Consider the following 14,789-nt stretch of genomic DNA (forward strand, 5'->3'; position numbering starts at 1 on the left):
ATCACTCGATAAAGATTTTAGCCAGCTCATTTCTTAGATCATTCATCGGGGCATTCGAGCGGTTTATGGCAAAAGCTATGATCACTTCATTTTCGAGATGCATCAAAAACATGGTGCTTCCGCCTACCGAGCCGCCACTGTGGCCTTTCCAGATATTGCCTTCCGTATCGGTGATGGTCTGCCAGCCGACACCATAATTCGTGGTTTCGCCGTCATCGGTAGTAAGCGGCTCCATAAGTTTGTCCAGTGTTTGCTGATCCAAAAAATTTGTAGAAAGATGAGCTTTCCCAAATTTAATCATGTCTTCAGTAGTAGAAAGGAATCCGCCTCCGGCCCATTTGTAACTGTTATCTACATAAGGAGCCTCTTCGTTTTCGCCATCCACATACGTGTAAAATTTAGTTCGGCTGGGAATGTCACGATAGGCATAATCGGGCATAGTGTTATTCATCTCCAAAGCCTGAAATACTTCAGTCTCCATAAAAGGAATGAACTCTTCTCCAGAAGCACCTTCAATGGCGGCGCTCACCAGATTCCAGCCATAGCTGGAGTAGGAATAAGAAGTGCCTGGTTCAAAAAGGAGCGTATCCTCCTTAAAAATCTCAAGACCAGCAGTAACCGTGTTGTAACGAACCGTGCTCATAAATTCATTATCTCTATAATGACGAAAACCGGCCAAGTGACCTGCAACTTCTTCAACCGTAAAGTCATATTTCTTTTCGGGGAAGTTGGGGACATAGGTGTGAATAGACTGATTGAGTTCCATTTCACCTTGCAGAACTAAAAGTCCAACAGCCGCCGCTGTATATGTTTTGGAAACACTTCCAACCCGAAAAAGAGTCTCATCAGGACTGACTGGGGTTCTTGTGGAGAGATCTGAAAACCCGAATCCTCGCGACCAAATGATTTCATCATCCCGATAAACGGTTACACTCATTCCGGGAATTTCATTTTCATAAAAGTAGGATTCGACTACTCGCTCGGCTTCGGCGATGTCGTCCTGAATGGCGACTTCCTGCCCGAAAACAGGAATCGAGACTAGAGTAAACAGAAGTAATAGATGCTTGAATCTTTGCATGGCTAAAAGGTAATTTTTGATAAATTTCACTCTTATAACAGAGTGAATACAGCTATTGTTCAGTGAATGGATTTCGGGACTCTATTTTAAAAGGATAATATCGCCAAAAATTCGTCCGACCACTAAACCGAGCTTGAACGTTAAACGCTACATCGAAGTGGTCTGACGATTGGACCGGGCACGAAAAGTTGATAAAGAGATCGTGCCCTACACCATTCATCAGACGAGCTGGAAGTCGTCGGATGAAGTAAGATGCTTGTTATATAAATAAAAAATGGTACTGGCTTTGAATAATAATATCTCACGTATTAAGTTGAAGTGATGGTAAGTTTATTGATCACTTTAAGTAAAAGTATTATGAAAGTACGGGGAATTTTTCTTTTTGCTCTTTTGATTTCTGCAACCGCAGGATGTAGCCTATTGAATTCAAACGATGGGCTGAGTGATAAGCTGGTAGGAACCTGGGAACAAAAAGCATTTGAAAATACAGAAGGCAATATAAAAGGGGTTTTTGAACACGATTTTGAAGACATAGATACCTATGAGCTCGCCCTGGCACACTATGATCTGGAAGATAACTTTCTTGGATACCGGTACTTTGAAACAGGAAGCTATAGCCTAAAAGGAAATAAATTAGTTAGGAAACCAGCGGAGGTTTTTTCCTCAGAGAACCAGGAATTGTATTCTACTATTGACGAGCTTAAAGCTTCAGGTGTAAATCGCGGAAATCCCGATAAAATGGAATACCGAACTGAATTCTCTAATGCCAACACAACCGTAACGCTATATTTTGAATGCCCGCCAAATGCACTTTGCACTGAGCCGCCTGTTCTTAAGAAAGTGCTTAGTGGTCCGGATATATTTTAGTAATTGAAAACGAGTTTACATTCCCGCTGAGTTCATATAGTCAACCACTAAGTTACTCATGGCTCTGACACCCAGCTTCATCCCGCTTTCATCAATATAGAAGTCTGGCGTATGATGGCCGGCTGCTTCTCTGCCCGGAGCTTTTCCTCCCACAAAAAAGTATAACCCGGGGATTTCTTTTTGAAAGAAGGAAAAATCTTCGGCTCCGGTGATAGCATCAATAATTACCGCATTATCTTTACCGGCTACTTCTTCAAGTGTAGGAACCATCATGGCTGTAAGTTCAGGGTCGTTGAATGTAATGGGATAGCCTTTATGTATTGTAAGTGTAGCTGTTGCACCGTTACTTTCTGCAGTATTTTGGACAATTGTTTCGAGACGTTTGAAGATGAGCTGACGCATGTCTTCATCAAGGGCTCGAATGGTTCCTTCAAGCTGGACCCTTTCAGGAATAATGTTATGGCGAACGCCACCCTCAATCACACCGAAAGTAACAACAGCGGCTTGTTTGGTAAGTGGCATACTACGGCTAACTATTGTTTGAGCATTATTGATAATTTGGGCTGCCGTTACAATGGGATCAATGCCATTCCAGGGAGCTGATCCATGAGCCTGTTTCCCATTAATTTCAAGGCTGAAACTATTAACACTAGCCATTATGCCTTCTGAGCGATATTCAATAATGCCGACCGGTGTATCATCAGAAATATGCAGTCCAAAAATCACATCCACATCCGGGTTTGACAGAACGCCTTCTTTAACCATTAACTCGGCGCCTCCTTCCTCGCCTAAAGGAGCTCCTTCTTCAGCGGGTTGGAAGATGAATTTGATGGTTCCCTTAATTTCGCTTTTCATCTCCGTCAGGATTTTGGCAACACCCATCAGCATGGCGATGTGAGTGTCATGTCCACAGGCGTGCATAACTCCAACTTCATTTCCGTTATACATTCCAGTTGCTACGGACTTGAAAGGAACATCTGTTCTTTCCGTAACGGGAAGAGCATCAATGTCAGCGCGAAGACCAATGACCGGCCCGGGCTTTCCTCCTTTTAACAAGGCAACAACTCCTGTTTTGGCAACACCGGTTTCAACTTCAAGGCCCAACTCATTCAGATAGTCTGCAATGTATTCTGCAGTTTCAAACTCACGATTAGAAAGCTCCGGATTCTCATGAAAGTGCCGGCGCCATTCAATGACTTGTTGTTCAATTTCATCAGCGCGCTCATCAATTATTTTTTTTAGTTCTGAAGTTTGAGCAAGGGCTGTAGTTGAAATAAGTGCGGCGAGGAAAAGCAGTATCAGGTTTTTCATGAGAGGCTATCTGGAGTTAGTAATTAGCCAGATATTAACTAAACCATCCTACAAATAAAAAACCTCATCCAGCTCGAAAATGTGGTAACCCGGAGTGCATTTATGAAGGGAGTTAATCATTCCCTGAGCAACAGTTTTACCCGGAATAGGTCGGTACTTTTTAAGACCGGGGATTTTGGTGAAGATCTTCATAAAGAACATCCCAATGGATTCTCCCAGCCGACTTTCATCTCGTTCTCCTGCTAAAATAGAAGGGCGCATAATGGTGATGACCTCAAAAGGAAGCTTCTTCACAGCATCATCCAGCTCACCCTTTAACCGAGAGTAAAATACTTTAGAGGAAGAATCAGCTCCGGTTGAAGAGCAAAGGGAATATTTGTTCACGCCATTTTCAGCAGCGGCTTTAGCGGTTTCATACTGATATGTGTAGTCGATGGTGTACTGCGCTTCCTGACTTCCTGCCTTTTTGATGGTGGTGCCGAGAGCAGAATACAACTCATCGCCGGTAAGCCGGCTTTTCCAGGAATCGATGTCATCAAAGTTGATGATATGCTCTTCCAGTTTTTCATGTTCAATTCCCGTCGACCTTCGATGAAAGACTTTCACTTTTTGGTAGCGGTCATCCTCCAAAAGTTGATTTAGAAGATGTGAACCAACCAAACCGGTAGCACCAATAACGATGGCGGTTTTATTCATGATGACAAATTGAAAATTGACAAGTGAAAATTGATGTAGCTAATAAATTACTCTATCAACTTTCAACTCACATTAAATAATTTATTCGATAGCCTCTAAAACCCGGCTTACAACACCGTCCATTGCGCTACTCTTAATCCACCGGGCTACAATAACCAAGTCATTTTCCTGATCTACATATACCATATTGGTGCCGGCGCCAAGGTGATAAAAAGAAGAAGTTGGTGCGCTGGGAAGCCGGTCTTTATTCACATTCAAAAACCAGTTCATGAAGCCATAATTGGTATTGGCTTCGGTAGGGGTTTGAGCCATCTTGTTCCACTCTTCAGAAATAATCTGTTCACCGTTCCAGTTTCCGTTGTGAAGAGTAAGCAACCCAAACCGAGCTTGATCTCGGGCACTGATAAACATGCCTCCGCCCCAGTGACCGCCACCGCTTACAGCCTGCATTTGCTGTCCGTCAATAACCACCCATGAGTTCTCATAACCCATCCAGCGCCAGGTTGGGGAAACACCGATTTTGTCCATTACATGCTCGCGTAGCACTTTTGGAAGAGGTTCCCGAAGAACATTCATTGCGGCTAACGCCAGCAAGTTTACGCGGGTGTCGTTGTATTCCCACTCGGTACCGGGCTCAAATCGATCACGATCAATCCAGTCGGCACGGTCGCCAGAAGGTCGGTCAGCCCAATCAGGTTTTCCCCAAAGACTTCCTTCCCAGTCTGATGTTTGGCGAAGCAGATGATTCCAGGTAATCTTCGAATTATGATCACCCTTGAAAGGCTGCATCACTTTTGCTTCTCCAATCTCATCGGCTTTGTTATCATTTTCATCAAATTCCATTACCATAATAGGAGCCATGTAAGAATCTACTTTATCATTCACATCCCGGATGAGTCCCTGATCATAGGCAATACCAACAGTGGTTGTGAGAAAACTCTTGGTCACACTGTGGGTCATGTCAACCCGAAAAGGCTCACCCCACTCAGCAATTATATATCCGTCTTTGATGATGATTCCGGTTTGCTCTCCGCGGTCTTTAAATGGGCCAATGCCATCCCCAAAAGGTTCTCGGCCAAAAGTTTGATAATGGTTGAGCTCCATGCTTCGCGGGTTATCTGTTTCTTCAGCTTGGGCAAACTGAATGGCTTCCTGAATCTTATCTGCATTCAGCCCGACTTCCTCCGGTGACTTCTTTTCCCAATCCCCCCAGCTTCCTGGAAAGTAAGATTGCGCTTGAGCTGTGAGGGTGAACGTTAGGGCAAATAAAAGTAAAAACGATCGTTTTAGCATTATGCTGGTATTCATGTTTGATAGAAATAAGAGTTAATCAAGGTCTTGTACAAAGATAATAGCATTATGAGCTGGAGAATAGAACCCAAACTCGTGGGTTCCCCAAGGGGTGTTGTCTCTTCGATTAATAGCAAAGCCGAGTTCTTTAAATTCGGATTCCAGAATATCTAAATCCGATACCCAGATTTTAATCTGTTGCGCGGCATTTTTAGAAGGCATGTCTTTTTCGAACTGAAATTGAATATGAATACTCTGCCCATCCCGATGTAGAACGGCATAGTCTAACTTATCTGTGTAGCGCAGGGAATCATATATATTCTTGAATCCCAGCTTCTCAAAAAATTCGATTTCGGCTGTCAGATCATTGGCCGGCAAAACAGGTGAAATGTTTTGAAAGTTGTTCATAGGTCAATCTCCATTCCTTCCCGGGCAACATTAAAACCAAGGGCTTCAACTTCCTTGCGTTCGGGGCTGTCCAGGATTAGCGGATTAGTATGGTTGAAGTGAATAAAAGTGACTTTAGCTTTTTCTGAATCGGAAAGGTCTTTAAAAAGCTCGATGCTTTCCTCCACATAAGGATGCGGAATATCACTCATGTTTCGGCCGGGAAGTTCGTCTGAATCATAAAATGTAGCGTCCAGCAGAGCCAGGTCAACTTTTGCAATTTCTTCAATGATATCTCTTTCCCAGACATGCCATTTATTAATGTCAGGAATGAAGAGTACTTTTTTGTTGGGAGATTCAATACGATAACCCACTGTTTCAGAGAACTCATCCCGATGAGGAACCAAAAAAGGAGTTACACTAAGATTTGGAGAAAGCTGAATGGTATTATTATCACTCATCTCACTGATGGCAATGTTATCAAGACTAACAAGCTGACTCCACGGCCCGTTGGATTCCAGATAGGATTTCATTCTGGGCATGGCATAAACCGGGACTTCAGAAGCCCCCATTGACTCATGACCAACATACATCAATCCGGTATAATGACCGATATGCGCATGAGTTAGAAAGATGCCGGAGAGGTCATCATATCCCGATGCTTTTTTAAGGTGATGAAGTTGTTCCGGAAAATCAGGAGTAGCTTCGAACAGCCAGTTTTGGCCGGTTTCCAAATCACTTAACCCTAAGCTGACCACATGCCGTTTTTCTACTTTGTCATCCCAAACCAACTGGCAGTTTTCCTTCTCACAGCCGGCTTGAGGGAATCCTGCATCCTGGGCAATGCCTAGTATGGTTATGAACTGATCAGAGCGCTCAGAGGTAAGGGGTGAAGGCGGTTTTTCACAAGCAGCAAATAATATGGCGGCAATTAAAAGAAGTCGTGTCATGATTGAAAGAAGTAAAAAGACAGATGAATTCAAAGCTGTGATAATGCTGAAAGTTTTAAAAAAAAATTACTACACTCAGAGCACGTTTTATTACCTAACCCCATTTTCATGTTGCTTACAATTTTAGTTCTGATTTCTGCCTTTATCCTAAACCTGCTTTTACCCTGGTGGGGCATTGTAATTCCGGGCTTGGTTTTTGGGTACTACTTCAATGAAAAAGGACTGACTTCCTTTGGGTTAGGGTTTTTAGCTCTCTTTCTGCTTTGGGGCGGACAAGCACTCTACATCCATATAGCAAATGATGGAATTCTCTCTACCCGAATTGCAGAAATGCTGCAGGTTGGCTCGCCGCTTTTGGTAGTATTGATTACTGGTGTTTTGGGTGGACTGCTAAGCGGATTAGCTACACTGACGGGCTCCCTCATAAAAGAAACACCTCGGAAATTTGGATCCTAGAAAGATGCCGATAATCATTTTGGCAATGGGTTTTGGGTTTCGTTTCTTTGCGTGATGGCGGATAAAGCACCCAAACATATTTTACCGATCATTGTGTTGGCTCAGTTTACCGGAACCTCGCTATGGTTTGCCGGAAATGCCGTTGTGAGCGACATTATTCTCGAGCTAGATCTTCTGGAGATGTTTATTGGCTATATCACTATGGCCGTACAGGCGGGCTTTATTGTTGGAACGTTGATATTTGCCTTCCTGAATGTTGCGGATCGCTTTTCTCCGGTTAAAGTATTTTTGTGGTGCGCCGTTGGAGGCTCTTTGGCCAATCTTATGACGATTTGGAGCGGCAGCTTTACGGAAGTGATGATTGCTCGTTTTGCTACAGGAATTTTTCTGGCCGGGATCTATCCTGTAGGAATGAAGATAGCTGCGGACTGGCATAAGGAAGGGTTAGGAAAAGCCCTTGGTTATCTTGTTGGGGCCTTGGTTGTAGGGACAGCCTTCCCACACTTACTAAAGTTTTTGGGAGGGGATTTACCCTGGCGCTTTGTATTAGTCAGTACTTCCATACTGGCTACAGCCGGAGGGGTTTTACTTTATGCCACCGTTGATGATGGTCCTTACCGCAAGCCTTCCGCCGGATTCAAGTTCAAGGTTAATGCGATTTCAAACCTCTTTAAGAATAAGAACTTCAGATCGGCGGCCTTTGGCTATTTTGGACATATGTGGGAGCTCTATACCTTTTGGGCCTTCGTTCCGGTGATGTTAGCCTGGTATGTACATTCAAATAGTCAGATAGAAATATCAGTTTCTTTCTGGAGTTTCGTCATAATCGGGATCGGAGGAATTAGCTGCGTTATTGGCGGATACTGGTCTATCAAGAAAAGCAGTAAATGGGTCTCAAAAATTTCTTTGGCCGTTTCAGGATTATGCTGCCTTTTAATCCCCTTTGGATTCAATATTCCCTTAGCTCTATTCCTGCTATTACTTCTTATTTGGGGAATTTTTGTTATTCCTGACAGCCCTCAGTTTTCAACAATGGTTGCGCAGTCATCGGAATCCTCTTATGTGGCAACAGGACTTACCATTGTAAATAGCCTGGGTTTTGCGATAACCATTGTTAGTATTCAGTTGGTGAACTGGATTTGGGCAGACTCCGAAAGCGTATTTGTGTTTTGGGTGATGGCATTAGGGCCTTTGGTAGGCTTTTGGGCAATAAATAGGTATAAAGCTGAAGTTTAAGTTTTAATACTTATAGCTCTTTCATTCTTTTAATAAAGTTTGGAGCGCCTTCTAACAAGATTAGGGTAGGTTTTTAATCAGTTTTAAAGGGGTGCAGTTACACTCATAAAACCTGAATACGAACCCCTAATGCGATCATAGTCTTGGTTTGCAGAACATTTCCATAATCGTCATCATAAAGCAGATCTACATCCAAAGTGGCTTCAAAATAGTCGTTAATCTTCCCGGAAAAGCTGTTGTACATGAACATATCCGTACTTTTAATAGGTAATAACAAGTTCGAGAAGGCATTAAACTCAGACTCCAGCCTGATACCTGATAAGATTTCTTTGTCAAACTCATAAGAAAAGGTGATCCCTCCCTCACCACGCACATCCTCATCTTCCCCCAGCCCATAGAATCGATCCAGGCCGTCGCTTTCAACTACCGTTTGCTTAAGACCCACACCCAGATAGGTGCTAAAGTAATCAGCCGGTTTATAGGATAGTCCAATATTCTCAATGTAATATCCTGGGGACAAGAAGGCTGAAGTACGCTCATTGGTTACAGGATCAAAACCCTCTGCAAACTGGGTTCGAAAAGCTAATTCTAAAAATGCACTGAAGGTTTCTCCCTTCAGTTTATACTCAGTGCGGTTACTTAGCCGGATGAGGTCTTCGATCTTCTCTAGCTCGCCTTCTTTTAACCTGCTTTGTCCGAATCGCATACGGACACGAAAAATGTTGGTATATGTAAGCCCATCGAAATTTAGCTCAAAAAGTGTTCTGGCTGTAAATGCAAAGGCATTATTTCCGCCATAGCTCCAGTCTTTGTAATTATATTGATTTGCTTGTAGTCCAATCACCCATGAACGGGTCCAGGACTTTTGATCCGTTGAATCCGCCTCGGCCTGCTGAGCTATCAATGGGTGGAAGGCCCCAGCGCAGAGTAATAGAAGGAAAACAAGGGAAAAACGGCAGGAGGTAAGAGAATTCATAGCACAGCTGTATTATTGGAATAATAGATTCCAGAGAATAATATAATCTGGGCACATAAAAACTTTAATTTTCTCCTCCTTGCACTAGCCTTTGGATCTGAGCTAATCTATTAAGTCGGCTCTCATTTCATGTAGTTACAGTGTACTCTTACAATTATTCTTGAAAGAAGGTTTGTCTCAACTGAAAACACCCTTTAGTTGAAGACTTTGAGACCTTTGGTGGGCTTTTGGGCAATAAATAAGTATAAGGAAGAGCAATAGATCACTGTCTAGAACTAAATATGTCACTTAGTTCAAAGAGGTGTTTATTTTTTTGCCGCTCAATCCAAATAATGGTTATAGATTTTCAGAGCGAGTATTGAGAAAGCTTTTTCTTGCGTGCTAGCTAATGAAGTAAACTGGTCTCCGCTAACATTTATACTGCAACGATATTTTTTTACGCTATAATCTATTCGCGTACTAAAAGAAAAGTCATCAATTAAATATCCGTTATTCTTTTTAAGCAAGATAAAGACATTGCTCAATGTCTTAAAAGCATCAGAGAAACTCTCCAGCGGTTCCGCATCATCTGATACAATGTTTTTTTCTTTAAGCTTTGATACTAAATCTTCCATGTCATTGTGAGACTTATGATTAAAGAACTATCAGGCTTATAATAATAGTTTAAGACAAAGTATCATTTTAACTATAGGTAAAACCTTTTAAATAATCTGAATAGAGATACTCTATTTGTTCCATTCTCTGAAATGCATTTTTAAAGCATACAGGCCTATGAGAAAACAAATGATGGCTCCAGAGCCAAATACTATTCGAGCTAATGAAATGTTGGAGCTGTGACTTAGCGAAGAAACTCCGCCCGAGAAATTTGCTCCGTCTCCAAACAGAGCCACCCACCCTCCAATGCTTGCCATCGCGAAAATTAGAATTGCTGCAAACAGATTATTCCATTTCTTGTTGTCTCCCATAAAGATCATAACTCCGGTTAATGCGAATACAAATCCACACAATCCCAATACCCACCTTGGCGCATTTAACCCGGCTTCATCCATTGGAATAATTTCAGCGGAAGCAAGAATGATTGCCAGTCCTGTCCCACAGAATAACAGGCTCGCTAACGCTTTTTGTTTTGGGGTCGGTTGTTTTGAAGACATGTGGGTTTCTGTTTGTAATGTAAGTTAAAGGTATTGAATACAGTTCTAACTCATTATCAATCACCCGGATCATTTCATCATTTCATCATTTCATTTAATCTTGCCCGTGCTTCATCAAATCGGGCTTGCATGCGAGGAGTTTCTGTATCTCCGTAAGCTCTGCGTGCTTGCATCTCAGCTGCATCAATGGCACGAATGAGATCTGCTGCTGCCGCAACTCGAGCGGAGTCATCCGTAGATCCGATTTCACCGATCCAAATGGGTGAAGAATGAGCAAATGGACGCGCATGCATACTTGGCCATGAATCTTCACTTTGTGATGCAGCAAAGGCTCTGGCAGCAATCCAACCTCCTTCGGGCAGATCAACTTCCCCAGAAAAAGATTTGGATTCACCGGCGCTTACCCCTTCAAGTTGCCGGACCACGGTTCCATTTACCAAAATTTCTAAAGTCTGAATATCAGTGGTACTAGCTAAAGTGACATTCCAGGTCTGTATGCCTGTTGTGGTAACATCCCCCGGGCGGGTACCATCACCCAGCTCAAGCATCAATGCAGGACCGGTGGTCAGGAAACTTTTGCCTGCGGCAGCAGCTTCAACAACCTCTGAGGCCGTTGGGTTATTATTTGATGTACGCACATAGTTTCGTCCCGTTCCCATTGCCGGTGTGCGATGAAAGTCTACCCATCCATCCGTACCCGACATGGCTGCAATTGGTTTTCCGATGTTGAGCAGCCGATACCAGACCTCGGCATTTCCCAGCGGACTGGTCCAGGCACAAACCAGTTCAATACCCATACGCTCAGCAAGTACACCATCAGAAATGAGTTCAAGAGGAATAGGACCGTCTTCCAGATGTGTAAATGGGTCTGTGTCTGATCCTATTGGGTGTACATAGGTAGGAAAAGCGCCGTTTTTCTCTGCAAATTCAAAAACGTCTCCGTTAGTCAGGTCCGGATCACCTAGCGTTGGATTATAAGGGCCAAAAAACCAGGGTGAAAAGGGGCTTTTAACATTGAGTAAACCAATATGCCCATGAAAGTGAGAACGCACTTCTTGTCCCTGCTGAACCGTATACCCATCATTTGAGGTCTCTTCCCCAATCAGGCTTCGATCTATACGACGTTCCCAACGGTTCCAGGACATTGGCGCTAATTGATCCAGGGATTCTCCGGCCATTAGTCTTAATGCATCTTTATGAGTAGCTCTGTGATGTCCATCACCATTTAAGTGAACATGGTGGTCTGCTGATGTATAACCAGCTGCGTCAGCGTCCCAGATTTTCGAAATAGTCTGTGTGACCTGTTCGGTATTATTCTTTTTAATCCGTACTTCCGTTTCAACTAGAGGGGCCATTGGGCCACGAGCAGTTAGTATGTTGTAGCGTCCTTCCGGCAGTGAAAATTCTGCACTGTTTTCCACATAAAAATAGTAGCGCCCGGTTTGTGGGTCGAAATAGGTGGCGTCTTCTGAAAAGGTAACCGGATGGCCATTGGCATGTGTGATCGAAACGCGAGCAGTTATGGGTTCTCCGGAATCATTATTCAACGCAAGTGAAAGGGTGCCGTTTGGGGCCCCGTAATTCCATTCGGTGACTTCAACCCTTTGAGGTGTGCCTCCATATGTTGAGATGCGCATCATCTGAAACTGACGGTTCTCATCCAGTTCTACATAAAATATATCGTCCCCATCGGCGCTGAAAGCTGGCGTTAAAGCAAAGGGATTGCCATCCGTCAGGCGATGTTTTACCCGAGGGTCATCCAGATCCATGGTCCAGAGGTGATAGTCGTTATCAATAGGAGCGCTATACACAATCAGGCGCTCTTTTGGATGGGTATCGGCGGTAAGATGATACGTTAGTGTTTCAGAGTGGGCGATCTTATCAACGCCCGTTATAAAATTCCGCTCGCGTAGCACACGATGGGAGCCGCTGCCATGTAAATACAAAATGCCATTACCATCCGGAAGCATACGTACATTACGAACTACTTGTCTTAACCGGGTCAGAGTATCTTCGGTAGCAGCCTCTAGATGCCGGCGGCGAAGTTCCAGACTTCCGCTTTCGCCAGTGGTGTAGTATAAATACCGTCCATCCTTCGAGAATTCGGGATCAAGTTCTATGGCAGGGGTATCGATAAGTTGCTCCTTCCCACTTTGAACATCAATTATCACTACGGAAGTATTATCACCCGTATCTCGAATAAAAGTAATGTGAGAGCCGTTCGGTGACCACCTGGGGCGGCTATCCACCCCTGAACCATTGGTAAGCCTGTTTGCAACCCCGGTTTTGAGGTCCATAAGCCAGAGCCACCCCTGAGCTGCAAAGGCCAGTGTTTCTCCATCAGGAGCCGGGGCAGGGTCAACAGTCCCATGCGAGAGAATAGGAAGCTCGTGTTGTTCCAGATACACATGGTGCCCAAAATCATCCAGCTTTTGGTAGTGGTTTGTCCATTGGCCATGAGCCAATGAAGAGGTCATTACAATAGCTATAATGATTAGGAGAGAACTTTGAAGGGCACTTTTTTTATAGATTGTTTTCATAGTGGTTTTCATATTTTTTTGGAAGAGGCTGCGCATTTAGAAATCTCCTTTTACCATCTCCATCAGCTCAATCGATTCCCCATCGGGACCAAAGAAGAAAACGGTTTTTGCTTCTACATCTCCGGCTTTCAGATGACGTTTTTCTACCGCTAGTTGGGCTCCTGCATTTAAAGCTCTTTCAATGGATGCCTCAATATCATCTACCTCAATTCCTACATGTTGATAATGGGGTGATTGTAAGGTGGAGTCACCGGCAACAGGGGATTGGGCAAATTCATAGTTAAACCGATAACCGGGCATGCGCATCAATGTAATATTGATAGCAAGCGTATCATTATCTGATCCTTCATTAAGAACTACCATCTCTGTAAGGTGCTTGTGGAACTCCATGCCAAACGCTTCTTCATAAAAAGCCCTTGATGCTCCCGCATCAGTCACATACAGCATGGCATGATTAAAGCGCGGATTTGATGATGTTTGTGTATCAATATCACTGCAAGATAAGATCAGGCAAAGCCCCAAAAACCCTAATACTTTATACATAGTAACCTACATTTTGTTAAGTAAACGCAGTGCATATAATTAATAAGCTCCCGAAAATCTGCGCAAATTGATAGACTAAAATACTTTTAATTAGGGTATTTGCAACTTTTCGGATTTAATTATTCTATAGAAAAAGTTCCTGGCCGTTCAAAACCAGATACTTTAAGCTTGGCTAAAAATATATTTGGTTTTATAGTGTGCTAACTAAGGATGAAAAACACCAATATCTTGACGTAAGGGGAGCATTTTAGCCTGCACCACATGTTGGGTGACTACTAAAAAGGAAGATCTTTTTGGGCTGAAAGTTGATCAGACTAAAATTACTCAGCTCCGGCTACCTTCATGTCTAAAGTATAAACGGCGGTTGAAGCGGTGATAAAAAGCGTTTGGTTTTCAGGACCGCCAAAAGTGACGTTAGCTGTCCACGGTTGAGGAACTTTGATATGCTCGATTTGCTCACCTTCAGGATTAAAAACAATAACCCCGTCTCCGGTAAGGTAGATATTGCCCTCTTCATCCAGAGTCATGCCGTCCGATCCAAATTCAGTTATCAGTGTTTGGTTACTGAGGTTTCCGTCACTACTGATTGTATAAGAGTAGGTTTTTCCATCGCCGATGTCTGCAACGTATAAGGTTTTGCCATCGGGAGTGCCAATAATGCCATTGGGTTTAACGACATCCTCTGCAGCTATCGTTAAATTGTTTTCAGGGCTCAGATAATAGACCCTTTGCTCCGTGATTTCGGGTTCCGTACGTGTCCAGTACTCTCGCTGGTAGTAAGGATCGGTGAAATATATGCCGCCTTTGGAATCTACCCAGATATCATTGGGACCATTGAGCTTTTTGTCTTCAAAATCGGCAACCAACACGGTAACTTCTTTATCAGGGCTGATACTCCACAATTCATTATTCCCATCAGCTGCCGCAAGGAGGTTCCCATCATGATCGAAATAAAGCCCATTAGCCCGTCCGGACTCATCCATAAAAACAGAAATGGGTTCTCCCTTAGTCCAGACATGAATTTTATTGTTAGGCTGATCTGTGAAGTAGACATTTCCTTTGGAGTCAGCGATAGGGCCTTCAGTAAATGAAAAATTGTCTGAGATCAAAGTGAGTTCTGCTCCATCAGCAACTACAGGGCTTTGCTGAGCAAAAGCAGAAATATTAAAAACAGCGGAAAGTAGAAGTAAAGTAAAAAAGCTTTTCATAACGGTTGTTCGGTGATTATAAGAATGCCCAAAATTAATTTGTAGCCGAGTATAGCTAAAAAAATCCGGGGTTACTCCTTTAGAGTACATTAATCAATCA

The 14,789-nt window shown here is 43.3% G+C and carries 15 protein-coding genes; 3 read left to right on the forward strand and 12 right to left on the reverse strand.

From position 1 onward, the window contains the following. Nucleotide 1: 1 nt before the first annotated feature. Complete coding sequence (locus CL667_10640) at nucleotides 2-1,078, reverse strand: hypothetical protein (protein ID MAL18159.1); 1,077 nt, start codon at nucleotides 1,076-1,078, stop codon at nucleotides 2-4. A 321-nt stretch (nucleotides 1,079-1,399) separates the two neighbouring features. Here CL667_10640 and CL667_10645 point away from each other — a divergent pair, with 321 nt between their 5' ends. Then, nucleotides 1,400-1,945: a hypothetical protein gene (locus CL667_10645; GenBank protein MAL18160.1), complete on the forward strand. Its 546-nt coding sequence runs from the start codon at nucleotides 1,400-1,402 to the stop codon at nucleotides 1,943-1,945. A 15-nt stretch (nucleotides 1,946-1,960) separates the two neighbouring features. Here the strand turns inward: CL667_10645 and CL667_10650 are convergent, their stop codons facing one another. The 5 genes from CL667_10650 to CL667_10670 all read right to left on the reverse strand — a co-directional run bounded on the left by CL667_10650 (nucleotide 1,961) and on the right by CL667_10670 (nucleotide 6,579). Beyond that, nucleotides 1,961-3,256, reverse strand: a complete 1,296-nt coding sequence (locus CL667_10650) for an N-acyl-L-amino acid amidohydrolase (GenBank protein ID MAL18161.1) — start codon at nucleotides 3,254-3,256, stop codon at nucleotides 1,961-1,963. Nucleotides 3,257-3,304: 48 nt separating this feature from the next. Next, nucleotides 3,305-3,952 carry an NADH-quinone oxidoreductase subunit F gene (locus tag CL667_10655; GenBank protein MAL18162.1) on the reverse strand — a complete coding sequence of 216 codons (648 nt, stop codon included), beginning with the start codon at nucleotides 3,950-3,952 and terminating at the stop codon, nucleotides 3,305-3,307. An 81-nt stretch (nucleotides 3,953-4,033) separates the two neighbouring features. Next, nucleotides 4,034-5,245, reverse strand: a complete 1,212-nt coding sequence (locus tag CL667_10660; GenBank protein MAL18163.1) for a serine hydrolase — start codon at nucleotides 5,243-5,245, stop codon at nucleotides 4,034-4,036. A gap of 33 nt (nucleotides 5,246-5,278) precedes the next feature. After that, a complete protein-coding gene (locus tag CL667_10665; GenBank protein MAL18164.1) occupies nucleotides 5,279-5,650 on the reverse strand; it encodes a hypothetical protein in 372 nt (123 codons plus the stop codon). Next, nucleotides 5,647-6,579, reverse strand: coding sequence for a pyrroloquinoline quinone biosynthesis protein PqqB (locus tag CL667_10670; protein ID MAL18165.1), 933 nt, complete (start codon nucleotides 6,577-6,579; stop codon nucleotides 5,647-5,649). The genes CL667_10665 and CL667_10670 overlap by 4 nt, the downstream gene beginning before the upstream one ends. Nucleotides 6,580-6,687: 108 nt before the next feature. On the opposite strand from CL667_10670, the gene CL667_10675 reads away from it, so the two are divergent. Together CL667_10675 and CL667_10680 are read left to right on the forward strand one after the other, a co-directional pair. Continuing rightward, nucleotides 6,688-7,035: a hypothetical protein gene (locus CL667_10675; GenBank protein ID MAL18166.1), complete on the forward strand. Its 348-nt coding sequence runs from the start codon at nucleotides 6,688-6,690 to the stop codon at nucleotides 7,033-7,035. A 54-nt stretch (nucleotides 7,036-7,089) separates the two neighbouring features. Continuing rightward, nucleotides 7,090-8,271 carry an MFS transporter gene (locus CL667_10680; protein MAL18167.1) on the forward strand — a complete coding sequence of 394 codons (1,182 nt, stop codon included), beginning with the start codon at nucleotides 7,090-7,092 and terminating at the stop codon, nucleotides 8,269-8,271. Nucleotides 8,272-8,374: 103 nt separating this feature from the next. Here CL667_10680 and CL667_10685 read toward each other — a convergent pair whose 3' ends face one another. The 6 genes from CL667_10685 to CL667_10710 all read right to left on the reverse strand — a co-directional run bounded on the left by CL667_10685 (nucleotide 8,375) and on the right by CL667_10710 (nucleotide 14,689). Further along, nucleotides 8,375-9,247, reverse strand: coding sequence for a hypothetical protein (locus tag CL667_10685; GenBank protein MAL18168.1), 873 nt, complete (start codon nucleotides 9,245-9,247; stop codon nucleotides 8,375-8,377). A 320-nt stretch (nucleotides 9,248-9,567) separates the two neighbouring features. Then, nucleotides 9,568-9,861 (reverse strand): hypothetical protein, encoded by a 294-nt coding sequence (locus CL667_10690; GenBank protein MAL18169.1) that lies wholly within the window; start codon nucleotides 9,859-9,861, stop codon nucleotides 9,568-9,570. 111 nt (nucleotides 9,862-9,972) lie between these two features. Beyond that, nucleotides 9,973-10,398: a hypothetical protein gene (locus CL667_10695; GenBank protein ID MAL18170.1), complete on the reverse strand. Its 426-nt coding sequence runs from the start codon at nucleotides 10,396-10,398 to the stop codon at nucleotides 9,973-9,975. A 77-nt stretch (nucleotides 10,399-10,475) separates the two neighbouring features. Next, nucleotides 10,476-12,950 (reverse strand): hypothetical protein, encoded by a 2,475-nt coding sequence (locus tag CL667_10700; GenBank protein ID MAL18171.1) that lies wholly within the window; start codon nucleotides 12,948-12,950, stop codon nucleotides 10,476-10,478. Nucleotides 12,951-12,974: 24 nt separating this feature from the next. Beyond that, entirely contained in the window at nucleotides 12,975-13,481 is a 507-nt protein-coding gene (locus CL667_10705; protein ID MAL18172.1) for a hypothetical protein, read from the reverse strand. A gap of 320 nt (nucleotides 13,482-13,801) precedes the next feature. Continuing rightward, nucleotides 13,802-14,689: a gluconolactonase gene (locus CL667_10710; GenBank protein MAL18173.1), complete on the reverse strand. Its 888-nt coding sequence runs from the start codon at nucleotides 14,687-14,689 to the stop codon at nucleotides 13,802-13,804. Between the last annotated feature and the right edge of the window lie 100 nt (nucleotides 14,690-14,789).

The organism is Balneola sp., assembly GCA_002694685.1.
Taxonomy (GTDB): Bacteria; Bacteroidota; Rhodothermia; order Balneolales; family Balneolaceae; genus Gracilimonas.